Genomic DNA, 12,249 nt, shown 5'->3' on the forward strand with positions numbered 1-12,249 from the left:
GTGAAAAAAATCAACGGCGGCAACCGGCTTTTAGGCCGGTTAGCGAAACAACATATGATTGATTCTAGGCGAGGCGGGGTGGGCCGCGGGAAAGGTAGGTGCGTAGCGGTGCGGAAAAGAACAGGAGAAAAAATACCGCGGCCAGCATGGTGGCCGCTTCCTGGATGGTGAACACCGGCGGCGAGGACGGGGCCGCGCCGCCGATACCGGCATAAACCACGCACTTGTCGCAGGCTGGCGAGTGGGGCAGATGCTTGTCCTGCTGCGACTGAGTCGGCACGCCATCCGCGAAGTGCGACAGGGCGTGCAGCACCGCTCCCTGCTGGGCGAAAAGCAGGACAAAGGCGAGCCACAGAAGAAATAGTAGACGCGAATTCATTGTCTTATCATCACGCAAGCGGATGAAATGTGTCAAGGCTTCTTCTTCGCGCGTGGATGAGCGGCATCATAAACCTTCGCAAGATGCTGAAAATCCAGGTGTGTGTACACCTGCGTCGTCGAGATATTCGCATGTCCGAGCATTTCCTGCACCGCGCGCAGGTCGCCGCTGGACTGCAGCACATGGCTGGCAAAAGAATGGCGCAACACATGCGGATGCACTTCCGCCGAAATGCCCAGCTTGAGAGCCCATTGCTTGACGCGGTACTGCACGGCGCGTGGCGTCAGACGAGCGCCATTTTTGCCGACAAACAATGCGTATTCTTCTGGCCTGGCGAGCTTTTCCCGCTCCGGCAGCCAGTTTCTCACCGCCTCCAGAGCGAAACGACCCACCGGCACTTCACGGGTCTTGCTGCCCTTGCCGGTGACCCGCACCATGCCGGCGGCAAGATCAATCTGACTTAGCGGCAGATTGACGAGTTCGGAAAGACGCAGGCCGGAGGAATAGAACAGCTCGAACATCGCCTTGTCGCGCAGGGCAAGGGGATCGCCATCAACGGGGATCTCCATAAGGCGTGCGGCTTCGTCTGGCGACAGCGCCTGCGGCAAAGCTTTGACGGATTTCGGAGCGCGCATACCGGCGCAGGGGTTGCTGGCAAAACCATGGTCGCGGGCAAGCCAGGCATAGAAACCCCGCCAGGCAGAAAGCATGCGAGCCAGCGTTTTGCCACCCAGGCCGCGGCCGTGCAATTGTGCGATAAAGCGCCGAATCTGGTGGACTTGCAGCTGATCGAGAGGGGTCTCACCTGCCAGCCTCAGCAGCTCGGTCACGTCGCGACCGTAGTTGCTGCAGGTCAAGGGGGACAGGCGGCGCTCGCTGGCGAGATGGCCGAGAAAGGCTTGCAGATACGCCGCGCCTGGGCTCATTGGGTCTCCCTCAAAAAAGCTATTGAACCGCAGAGGACGCGGAGGAATTCAAAGGCGTACATGCCGATGTGCGCTCACCAAGAGGGACGTTCGGCGTAAGCTCCTGGTCTTGTTTTTCCTCTGTGTCCTCCGCGTCCTCTGCGGTAAAACGCCGTTTTCTACTTTAGGTAGCGCAGCAGCGCCGCGCTGACCAGTTCACCCAACCGTTTCAGGTAGAGCGTGCCCATCTCCGGGTAGAAGCGCTGCACATCTTCGCTGGCCAAGGCGAGCAGGCCGAAGGACTGCTCCGAGCGCATCGCCACATAGGCGAATGAACGCAGATTCGGGCCAGCCTCGCCGAACCAGGAAGGCGCTTCCTCAAGCAACTGCGGGCCGCATTTCGGCGTGACCAGCTCGTCTGCGAATGCGCACATTTCGATCGTCGCCCCCATGAATTCCGGCCGTGCCGGCAAATCTGCGCCGGCCCAGATGCGTATCGCCACGTGAGGCACGTCGAAATCCTCACGCAGATTGAAATAAGCCGTGTTCAGCACGCTGTCCAGATCGCGCGCACCGAGCAGCGACAGGCTGAGGCGGTGCATTTTTTCGCTGATGGCGTCATTTTCCTCACCAAACTGGATCAACTCCCGCAGCTTGGTTTCCAGCAGCCGGTTCTTGTCGCGCAGCGCCAGTTGCTGGCGCTCGGCGATGGATATCGCCCGGCCCCCGTGGGGGTGGGGGATAAATATTTCCGCCAGCAGCGCGGAATGTTGTTCGAAAAACTCAGGATTTTCATGCAAATACTGCGCGACCGCTTCCGAATTCATTCTTTTTTCTCCCCCTTGTTCATAAATTAATTTCGCCTTCGAATACCGTCACTGCCGGGCCGGTCATCCTGACCGGTTGTCCCTTGCCTTCCCAGCGGATGATCAACTCACCGCCCCGGGTTGTCACCCGCACCTCGTCATCCAGCAATCCGCGCATGATCCCCGCCACCACTGCGGCACAGGCGCCAGTGCCGCAAGCCAGGGTTTCGCCGGCGCCGCGCTCGTAAACCCGCAGCTTGATGCGGCCACGATCGAGTACCTGCATGAAGCCTGCGTTAACCCGCGCCGGAAAGCTCGGGTGGCTTTCGATCTGCGGCCCCTCCACGGCAACCGCCGCGCCATCCGCATCTTCCACCAACTGTACCGCATGGGGGTTACCCATGGACAGCACGCTGACTTCTGCGAGTTTACCTTCCAGGCCAAGTAAATAGGTGAGCGCGCGTTTTTCGGCGACGAACGGAATCTCCACCGGCTCGAAGCGTGGCACGCCCATGTTCACTGTCACCTGGCCGTTCGGCTCGAGACGCGGCACGATGATACCGGAAGCTGTTTCCACACGAATCTCGATTTTCGGGCTCAGCGCTTTGTCGTGCACGAAGCGCACGAAGCAGCGCGCGCCGTTGCCGCACTGCTCGACCTCGCCGCCGTCGGCATTGAAGATACGATAGCGGAAATCCGCGTCGGGCCGGGTGGCGCGTTCCACCAGCAAAATCTGGTCGCAACCGATGCCGAAATGGCGATCGGCGATGAACTTGAACTGGGCCGGGCTCAAATTCACGCTTTGCGAAATCGCGTCGAACACCACGAAATCGTTGCCTAGGCCATGCATTTTGGTAAATTTCAGGAGCATAAAGCCACGTAATCCTTGTAGATGCAGCGATCCATCACCACTGTCATGCCGGCGACGCGAGCCCGTTCTGCCGCAGCCTCGTTGACGATGCCTTCCTGGATCCAGATTGCCGGCAATTGTAAGGCAATACATTCGTCAACAATAGCGTCCAGATATTCTGCGGCCCGAAACACGTCCACCAGATCGATTGGACCCGGGATGTCGCGCAAGGACGCGTAGGCTTTTTGCCCGAGAACCTCCGCAGTGGCAGGGCGCACCGGAATGATGTTGAAGCCGAAACCCTGCATCGCTTTCGCCACGAAATAGCTGGGACGATCAGGCTTGGGCGACAGCCCGAGCACAGCAATATTTTTGATTTTTTTCAGGAGGGCGCGGATCTCCGCGTCATCCGGATTCTGGAAACTCACAAATTTCCCCATATCAACAAATGGCGGTCGCTCACCGCTTCCACACGAAACCCGAGCAGATTCGCGGCATGCAGCTGCTCACGCACTTCCTCCGGCCGGTAGGCCGCCAGCAATGAATTGTGGAAATCCCGGCGCAGCACCGGCGGTGCCTCGCCAGCATAACGCCCGGCAAGCTGACCCGCCTCTGCGAACGAGGCGGGTCGCATCAAATCCATGATCAGCACGGGCGCGCCGGGCTTTGCCATCTGTCTTACAGTTTCCCACAGTACCGCCGGATCGTCGAGATGGTGCAACAGGCTATTGCTGATTACCGCATCGAACTGCAGCGCCGCCAGACCCTCGTCCGGCAGGTGGCTCTGCACCAGCTGCAGGCGTTCAGCCAAGCCAGCCTCGCGCACTGCGGCGTATCCGAGTTGCAGCATGACAGAGGAGGCATCCACACCAGTCAGAATCGCATCAGGGTATGCCTTACAGAAGCGAATGGCGACATCCGCCGGACCGCATCCCAGGTCAAGCACGCGCCCGGCGGCGAAGTCGCGAAAGAGACGGCGAAAATGGGCGACGAAGGCATTGTGCGGCTCGGAAAAATCCGCACTGGCATAGGCCTCAGCCTGCTCGGGGTCATCCATCAGCTCGGGTTCGGGAATGCGTTCCATAAAAATTCGAATCTACCACAGAGACACAGAGGCACAGAGGAAAGCAAGGCAACACATAAAGTAGAAGCCAAATGTTCCACTTTTGCCTTTTAGATTTTCTCTGTGCCTCTGTGTCTCTGTGGTTAACGAATTCATTTATAGAACTTTTCCTCGCCCGGTGGGCGACTCTTGAAACGCTTGTGCAGCCAGAAATACTGCTCCGGCATTTCCCGCACTCGCTCCTCGATGAAGGCGTTCATGCGGCGGGTATCGTTTTCAACATCTTCGCCCGGAAAAGACTCCCAGGCTGGATAAAATTTCAGCACATAACCTGCACCGCCGGGAAGCTGGCGGGTAACGCAGGGCACCACCGCGGCAGCCGTAATTTTCGCCACGCGCGATAGCGCGGTGATGGTAGCGGCAGGCACGCCGAAAAACGGCACGAACACAGCGTCGCGTGCGCCAAAATCCATGTCCGGCAGATAATAGAACGGCAAGCCTTTGCGCATTGCCCGCACCACCGGCTTGAGCCCGTCCTGACGCGATGCCATCGGAGAATTGCCGAACCGGGTGCGGGAGTGCAGCAGCAGGGCGTCAAACAGCAGGTTTTTCTGCTTGCTGTACATCGAAACCAGTGGGTAGTCCGTAGTCAGCCTGACTCCGCCCATGTCCAGTCCGACAAAGTGGGGGGCGAGCCAGATCACCGGCCTGTCGGCCACCGCCTGCCAGTGCTCCAATCCTTCGATACGGACCAACTTCTGGATGCGCGACTTCGAAGACCACCACAGAATTCCACGCTCCAGCACGCTGCGGCCGAAGGCGCGAAAATGGCGCCGAACCAGCCGTTCCCTTTCCGCATCGGTCATCTCCGGAAAGCACAGCCGCAGGTTGATGCGCGCCACCCGCCGGCGTTCGCTCCCAAGTGCATAGAGCAGAAAGCCGAAACCCTCGCCGAAACGCGCGAGGAGGTCAAGCGGCAGGAAATGCAGCAGCCAGATGAGGAAAATGCCGAGGCGGGATATCATATGGATGCAGTGAGGAGTGAAGAGTGAGGCGTGAGGAGCAAAAACCAACCCCCGTTCCAGATTTTGACTTTACTCCTCACGCCTCACTCCTTTCTCCTCACTTGCCTTACTACTCACTCCTCTCGGGGTCTTGTACCGGTTATAGCTCCACAGGTACTGCTCCGGTCTCTGCCGCACCAGGCTTTCGATCGCCGCGTTGATGAAGCGGGCTGCGGCCACTGGCTCCGCCGGTATCCCCTCGGGCATCGGTTCCAGCCACAGATCGAACCCTTTGCCATGAGGCAGGCGGAAGGCGGCGGCGAGCACCACGGCCGCATCGGTGGAATGAACCAGACGACCGACCAGGGTCATGGTGTAGGCGGGGCGACCGAAAAAATCGGCCCACACCCCCTCGCCTTGGCCTGGCACCTGGTCGGGCAGGATACCGATTGCCTCACCGCGCCGCAGCGCCTTGAACAGCGCCCGCACCCCGCCCAAGTCGGTGGGTGCCAGCGTCACCTGACCGCGAACACGCCCTGCATCGATCAAGGGCTGCAGCCACTTCAGCTTGGGTGGCCGATAGAGCACGGTGATCGGGTGACGGGCGGCATAATACAGGCTGGTGATCTCGAAGCAGCCCATATGCGGAGTCAGAAAAATCAGCCCCTTGCCGCGCGCAAGCGCCGCCTCGACATGTTCCCAGCCATGGCACTTCTTCAACAGCTGCAATGCCTGCTGCTCCGGGCGCAACCAGACTGCGGGCAGTTCCAGCACGCTCTTGCCCGCTTCGGCCACCGCCCGGCGCAGCATTTTGCCGCATGCGTCCGGCGCGCACACCCCGCTGGCCGTCAGATTTTCCCGCATCCTCGCGGCATAGCGCCGGGATCCCAGATAGGTCGCCCACCCTGCTGCCGCACCCAGAAGGTGCAACAGCCAAAGCGGCAGGTAAGCAAGAACACGAAGCAGGTAGGCCATCATGGGCGGGGTTTGACTAAAAGCCTTTTAAAAAATAGAATTGACCTGCCGCCGTGTTAAAGACAACTTGCGGGCGGGATATAAATACGGCTAAAGCGTCGTCTGCTTCTTACCCCAGAGCCGGCTTCGCCAGCGAATTACGGGGAAACACCTAGATATCCAAGGAGCAGAAATGTTACACGAGCACCTCTTTACTTCAGAATCCGTTTCCGAAGGTCATCCCGACAAAGTCGCCGACCAAATCTCCGATTCCGTCCTCGACGCCATTCTAGCGCATGACCCCAAGGCACGGGTAGCCTGCGAAACACTGGTCAGCACCGGACTGGTCGTTATTTCAGGCGAAATCACCACCCATGCGGCAGTCAACTACATCGACGTCGCGCGTGAAGCGGTCAAGCGCATCGGCTACAACAGCTCGGAAATCGGCTTCGACCACTATACCTGCGCCGTGCTCACCGCGATCAACCGGCAGTCGCCCGACATCGCCCAGGGCGTGAACGAGGGCGAAGGCATTGACATGGATCAGGGCGCCGGCGACCAGGGTCTGATGTTCGGCTATGCCTGCGACGAAACCCCGCAGCTGATGCCAATGCCGATTCATTACGCACATCGCCTGATGCAGCGCCAGGCCGAACTGCGCAAGGACGGCCGCCTGCCCTGGCTGCGTCCCGACGCCAAGTCCCAGGTGACTATCCGCTATGTGGAAGGCAAACCGGTGCATGTCGACACCGTGGTGATCTCCACCCAGCACCACCCCGACATTTCCCACGCCGAACTTTCCGAAGCGGTGATCGAGGAAATCGTCAAACCGATCATTCCGGAAAGCATGCGTGCCGGTGACATCCGCTATCTGATCAACCCCACCGGCCGCTTTGTGGTTGGCGGCCCGATGGGCGACTGCGGCCTGACCGGCCGCAAGATCATCGTCGACACCTACGGCGGTGCCGCGCACCACGGCGGCGGCGCCTTCTCCGGCAAGGACCCGTCCAAGGTTGACCGTTCCGCTGCCTACGCCGGCCGCTATGTCGCGAAGAATATCGTCGCCGCAGGCCTGGCCTCAAAATGCGAAGTACAAATCGCCTACGCCATCGGCGTTGCCAAGCCGGTGAGCATGATGGTCAACACCTTCGGCACCGGCAAGATCGCCGACGAAAAAATCGTCAAGCTGATCGAAGCCCACTTCGACCTGCGTCCGAAAGGCATTATCCAGTCGCTCGACCTGCTCCGTCCGATTTATGCCAAGACCGCCGCTTATGGCCACTTCGGCCGGGAAGAGCCGGAATTCACCTGGGAAAATACCGATAAAGCAGATGCGCTTCGCGCAGATGCAGGCCTGTAAGGCCCGCGAAGCGGTTATCAGTATTTCGGCGTAGGCTCATCTTTCGCCGTTAGGCGCAAGGTGACGCCGAGTTGTAATTTCTTGTTTGGATTTTGAAGCCCTGCCTTGCGAAAGACAGGGCTTTTTTTATTTGGGTATCTGGAATCCAGTGTTGGGAAGCTTTCCCAACTCGTCCAGGATGTCGTCTTCACAATCTGTAGCCGGTGGTTTACACCACACAATGGAAAATCAAAATTCATGGCCGTTGCTTGGCCGAGCTTGTTGCTGATTGATATTCGGCGAGTTAGCATATGGCATTCATGGGGCGAGGTGCCGCACGCACCAAATCCATACAACAATCATGTCGCAGCGGCATCCGATTAATCAAAATTTCATTACCTTTGGTATCAACAGGCCAACCATGCGAAGCCACATTGTCCAGATTGTGAAAACGAACCGAGTGTTCCATTTCAGCGTTATGGCGCTTTTTGCTTTACTAATTGGCTTTTCTGGCAGTATCAGAGCGGCAAGCAAGAATGAGCAGGCATCCAAGTACTATGAAGATGCGTTGGTGCGCTATGAAAAGAAAGACTTTGCTGGCGCCATTATTCAGCTAAAGAACGCGCTGCAGCAGGATGCAAACATGCTGGCAGCACACGTTTTGCTGGGCCGGTCCTTCCTCGAAAAAGGCCAACCCAACAGCGCCGAAGTGGAATTCGACAAATCCCTAGCATTAGGAGTTGACCGCGCTGTGATCGCTATATCTCGCGCCCAAGCCTACGCCTATCAGGGAAAGTACCGTCGCTTGCTGGATGCTGTTGCCCTGGATGGTCTGACACCGATTGTCCATCAGGCGGTATTGTCCATCCGGGCCAATGCGCAAATGGAACTCGGCGACCTTAAAGCCGCGAGGCAGACCCTTGAACAGGCTTATGCCATCACTGGCACCAAGCCGCCCCACCTGATCCTGATCGATGCAAATTTGTCATTTCGCGAAGGCAAGCCACAAGTTGCCCGGAGCCTGATCAATCAAGCCATCAATCTCGATCCGAAAAGTGCCCCCTACTGGAATTTCCGCGCCACGATTTCGCATAGTGAAAACAATTTCAAAGCCGCACTCTCCGATTACGATAAGGCACTGGCTCTCGACCCGAAATATCTCACAGCACGCCTGGCGCGTGTTTCGCTGTTGATGGAGATGGCACAAGACAAGAAAGCGGAACTGGATTTGCAGTACCTGCAGCGCGAGTTTCCTGAGGATCCGCGGGGTCTTTATCTGGGGGCACTATTGTCCGATAGGCGGCATGACAGTGCGGCCGCCAAAAAAACTTTGCATGATCTCACCAAGGTGCTTGACCCAATATCCCCAGAGGTCCTAGACCAATCTTCTCAACTGCTTCTGCTGGGCGGGTTGGCCCACTTTAGTCTGAACCAGATGGAACAGGCCGCCAGCTATCTGAAGCGGTTGTTGACGCTGGCCCCCGAGCATATTGCCGGACGCAAGTTGATGGGGGCATTGCGGCTCAAAGAAGGCAACAGTAATGCGGCTATTGAAGTGCTGACTCCTGTCATCAGTGCTACCCCTGATGACGCAAATGCGCTTTCATTGCTGGCTAGTGCCTATATGGCCCAGAAGGATTTTCGCAAGGCCAGCGCGCTGCTTGAGCGCGCCACGCAGGTTACAGGTGGCGCACCGCAGTTTGAAAGCTCACTTGGCTTCAGTCTGCTGGGCGGTGGCCAAGTAAATCAGGGGTTGGAACATCTGACCCGGGCTTTCCTGAAGGATCCTGGACAACCCCAGGTAGGGGCTGCACTTGCCATACTGCATATCAAACGCGGCCAGCCGCGCCAAGCCGTCCAAGTCGCCGAGGCAATGACGCGGCTAGAACCCAATAGCCCCCTGGCTCTTAATCTGCTCGGCGTGGCCCGTGTTGCCGCCAACGACCGGGCTGGGGGGCGCGCCGCTTACGATAAAGCCGTGACAGCGGATCATCGTTTCATTCCGGCCCGGCTCAATCTGGCCAAACTGGATGTGATGGAAGGCAAGCATGATGCGGCGCGAGAAAGACTTGCCATGATCCTAAAGGAACAACCCAACAACGCTCAGGCAATGTCCGAACTTGCCAATCTGGAAGAAAATCTCGGCCGACTGGATGCGGCGATCCTGCAACTGCAAAAAATTCACTCATTGGAACCGAAGAATATTGGTCCGGGGGTGCATCTGGCGGAAATTTACCTGCGCAGAGGCGAAGCCGAGAAAGCCTTGAACCTTGCCAAAGATCTTGAAAATGCGAACAGCGCAGACTTGGAGGTTCTCGCTATTGAGGGGCGCGCCTACGTGGCTGTGGGTAATCCTGGGCTGGCGCGGGTGATCTACAAACGCATGACCCTGATGGCAGGGTTTGACAGTGCGTGGCAGTGCCGTATCGCGCAGCTGCAGCTTGGCGCCGGCGATCAGAATGCCGCCCAATACAATCTGGATAAGTCCCTCTCGGGCAATCCCGAATACCTGCCAGCTTTGGCGCTGCAGACCGAACTTGAGTTAAAAACTGGCAAGCTGTCCGAGGCCGAAGCACGAGCCCGCCGGATTGTGAGTCGTTACCCGGGACAAGGTGAAGGCTACCGTTTGCTGGGTAATATTGCCGTGGCCCGTGGGCGGCTCGATGAGGCAATGACCCACTTCCGTACAGCGCTGGACAAGGAACCCGGAACCGACGCGGCAATCCGGCTGTATCAGGCCAGTATTCAGGCAGGTCGCCAAGCCCACGCGACCGGGGTCATGACCGGCTGGCTCAAGGCGCACCCGAACGATGACGCGGCCAGGTTGGCGCTTGCTGAAGGCCATTTGCGTGCCGGCAATATTGTGGCCGCGCGCGCGGTGTATGAAACCATCTTGAAGCGTCGCGGGGAAACTGTCGGAATTCTTAACAACCTTGCCGGTATTTTATTGCAGCAAGGAGAAGCTGCGGCGCTGGACTATGCGGAAAGGGCTTATCGCCTCGCCCCGTCGGAAGCCGCGGTTGCGGACACTCTGGGCTGGGTACTGGTAAGGCAGGGCCAAGCCGAGAAGGGGCTGCGTTACCTGCGTGAAGCCAAGCTGCGCAATTCGTCCAATGCTGAGATCCACTATCATCTCGCTGCGGCGCTGGAACGGCTGGGGCGCCCCGCCGAGGCACGGCAAGAATTGGATCAGGCGCTTACAGGCAATACCAGCTTTCCAGGCATCGAGGATGCCAAAAAACTTCATCAGCGCCTTCCTTTCCCAGCTATTCGATAACCATTTTTGCGACTGTCGAAATTTCTTACACCAGTGCCCTGAGATTTAGCTGCTTTAGCTGCTAATGTTTGTAACGATATGATTACAAATCAACTGAATTGCAATGGCATGAAATTTGCTGAGATATTATTGAGATCCAAAAAAACGTTACGCGTAAAGTAGGCCAGAGGGAGGACAACATGAAACCCAATACACTGTTTGCGGCAATTCTTACTTTAGCCGGACTTTCGCTGGCTTTGCCAGTTCAGGCCACGACTACGTATTCATATTCGTGGAACCTTGATGCGAGCGGGACCGAAACTGGCGCCGGCACCTATGGAAACACACGGACTTACGCCGGTACCGGAACCCCATCTTCAGCACCCGCGAATAACGTAGTCGCCAGCGCCTGGGCTGATACCACTTCCGGCACATCCACCACATCGGCTACCACAACCAACAGCACGCTAAACAGTGCTTACCTGGGATATTATGCAGGAAACGGGCTGGGCGTATCGAATCAGTATGAGGGGAAAGTCGTTGGTCCTCTTAATGTTTCAGCGCCTAACCACGCCATGGACAATGCGTCAAATTATGACAGTATTGAGTTTAAATTTGATAGCGCCACGACTCTCAGCAAAGTAACTCTTGGTTACCCATCGGCCACCTCTACTTACGACTCCGACATTAGCATTTTGGCCTGGATCGGCACAGGTAGCCCTATATTGTCTGGAAACAAGTACGTCTCTCTGGTGGGAGATGGTTGGAAAGTTATCGGCAACTATTGCAATGTGGCAACGCTAACAAACCAAACGATCAATTTTACCACCGGCGTGTCGTCCAGCTACTGGATAGTAGCCGCCTACAACAACGTTTTTGGCGCTGACTGCATTGACGCCATAACTGGCAAGTCCAGCGCCTGTAATACCCCGACAACTAATTTCGATTATGTTAAGGTGAAAATGCTGGCGGGCTCCACGCCCCCCCCCGGCGTTCCTGAGCCGGCCACACTGCTTCTGTTTGGTGCCGGTCTGTTGGGTCTGGTCAGGATGCGCCGGCAGTAAGCTCTGACTGGTTTGCCGAAGACTTAAAGTTTGTCAAAAATGGAGTCCTGAGTGGGCTCCATTTTTATTTTTGCGCCTTGAATAATGGAATGGACGCACATTTCCCCCTGACGGCATCTATCCGAAATCGCTCTCGTCGCGGCTTGAAGCAATTCTCACGAGCTATATGGGAGAACGAAGATCGCGCGGAATCCTAATATAGGAGACCTTCATGAAGGTTGGTCCGGTGATCTGATCGCCGTAACCGGGCTCGAAAAGATGGAAAATGGCCTGCATAGGGTAATAACCAACGGGCAATGCGCCGCATGCTCACGCACAATTCAGACGATAAGGAGTGTCTAGTGATGAAATTGGTTCGGGTCTCGGCCTATCTATTGTTCAAACCATTTCCATCCGTGTTGGCGCAAAAGTAAGCCTTGGCTTTGTTAACGACCAATCGCGGTCTGGCCTGCGTGTAATGGTGACTTTCCCTTTAACAACAAGTTGAGGGCGCGGTGACGGTTGAAAGAATTTCCTGACCGTCTCCTTCACGGGCAATTCTGTTGAAAAACTCTTGCCGAATTCAGTTTCAGATCTAGACGAGAGTGAAATGTCGAAACATTGACCCCTTTGGGGCCTGTAACCGGGTC

The 12,249-nt window shown here is 57.2% G+C and carries 13 protein-coding genes; 3 read left to right on the plus strand and 10 right to left on the minus strand.

The window, feature by feature from the left end; genetic code table 11:
• Positions 1–64 precede the first annotated feature (64 nt).
• The 8 genes from SCT_RS13250 to SCT_RS13285 all read right to left on the minus strand — a co-directional run bounded on the left by SCT_RS13250 (position 65) and on the right by SCT_RS13285 (position 5,985).
• Positions 65–379: a hypothetical protein gene (locus tag SCT_RS13250; RefSeq protein WP_059423820.1), complete on the minus strand. Its 315-nt coding sequence runs from the start codon at positions 377–379 to the stop codon at positions 65–67.
• Between the two features lie 32 nt (positions 380–411).
• The gene (gene xerC, locus SCT_RS13255; RefSeq protein WP_059423824.1) at positions 412–1,305 is read right to left on the minus strand and encodes a tyrosine recombinase XerC; all 894 of its coding nucleotides are present in this window, start codon (positions 1,303–1,305) and stop codon (positions 412–414) included.
• Positions 1,306–1,463: 158 nt separating this feature from the next.
• The gene (locus SCT_RS13260) at positions 1,464–2,111 is read right to left on the minus strand and encodes a DUF484 family protein (RefSeq protein WP_059423826.1); all 648 of its coding nucleotides are present in this window, start codon (positions 2,109–2,111) and stop codon (positions 1,464–1,466) included.
• 19 nt (positions 2,112–2,130) lie between these two features.
• Positions 2,131–2,961, minus strand: a complete 831-nt coding sequence (dapF, locus tag SCT_RS13265; RefSeq protein ID WP_059423828.1) for a diaminopimelate epimerase — start codon at positions 2,959–2,961, stop codon at positions 2,131–2,133.
• Positions 2,952–3,368 carry a CoA-binding protein gene (locus SCT_RS13270; RefSeq protein WP_059423830.1) on the minus strand — a complete coding sequence of 139 codons (417 nt, stop codon included), beginning with the start codon at positions 3,366–3,368 and terminating at the stop codon, positions 2,952–2,954. Before SCT_RS13270 ends, dapF begins: the two co-directional genes overlap by 10 nt.
• Complete coding sequence (locus SCT_RS13275) at positions 3,365–4,024, minus strand: bifunctional 2-polyprenyl-6-hydroxyphenol methylase/3-demethylubiquinol 3-O-methyltransferase UbiG (RefSeq protein ID WP_059423832.1); 660 nt, start codon at positions 4,022–4,024, stop codon at positions 3,365–3,367. Before SCT_RS13275 ends, SCT_RS13270 begins: the two co-directional genes overlap by 4 nt.
• 131 nt (positions 4,025–4,155) lie before the next feature.
• Positions 4,156–5,028 carry a lipid A biosynthesis acyltransferase gene (locus tag SCT_RS13280; protein ID WP_202812161.1) on the minus strand — a complete coding sequence of 291 codons (873 nt, stop codon included), beginning with the start codon at positions 5,026–5,028 and terminating at the stop codon, positions 4,156–4,158.
• A 69-nt stretch (positions 5,029–5,097) separates the two neighbouring features.
• Entirely contained in the window at positions 5,098–5,985 is an 888-nt protein-coding gene (locus tag SCT_RS13285) for a lysophospholipid acyltransferase family protein (protein WP_059423836.1), read from the minus strand.
• Between the two features lie 169 nt (positions 5,986–6,154).
• On the opposite strand from SCT_RS13285, the gene metK reads away from it, so the two are divergent.
• Positions 6,155–7,321 (plus strand): methionine adenosyltransferase, encoded by a 1,167-nt coding sequence (metK, locus tag SCT_RS13290; RefSeq protein ID WP_059423838.1) that lies wholly within the window; start codon positions 6,155–6,157, stop codon positions 7,319–7,321.
• 17 nt (positions 7,322–7,338) lie between these two features.
• On the opposite strand, the gene SCT_RS17340 is transcribed toward metK, so the two are convergent.
• On the minus strand, positions 7,339–7,611 hold the full coding sequence (locus SCT_RS17340; protein WP_159107910.1) for a hypothetical protein: 273 nt from the start codon (positions 7,609–7,611) through the stop codon (positions 7,339–7,341).
• Positions 7,612–7,721: 110 nt separating this feature from the next.
• Between SCT_RS17340 and prsT the strand changes: the two genes are divergently transcribed.
• Together prsT and xdp1 are read left to right on the plus strand one after the other, a co-directional pair.
• Complete coding sequence (gene prsT, locus SCT_RS13295) at positions 7,722–10,577, plus strand: XrtA/PEP-CTERM system TPR-repeat protein PrsT (RefSeq protein WP_159107911.1); 2,856 nt, start codon at positions 7,722–7,724, stop codon at positions 10,575–10,577.
• A gap of 179 nt (positions 10,578–10,756) precedes the next feature.
• Positions 10,757–11,620, plus strand: coding sequence for an exosortase-dependent surface protein XDP1 (gene xdp1, locus SCT_RS13300; protein WP_059423843.1), 864 nt, complete (start codon positions 10,757–10,759; stop codon positions 11,618–11,620).
• Between the two features lie 378 nt (positions 11,621–11,998).
• Here the strand turns inward: xdp1 and SCT_RS17705 are convergent.
• Positions 11,999–12,249, minus strand: a 251-nt coding sequence (locus SCT_RS17705; RefSeq protein ID WP_237759696.1) for a hypothetical protein, incomplete at its 5' end; no start/stop codon positions are given.

This window comes from Sulfuricella sp. T08, assembly GCF_000971475.1.
Lineage (GTDB): Bacteria > Pseudomonadota > Gammaproteobacteria > Burkholderiales > Sulfuricellaceae > Sulfuricella.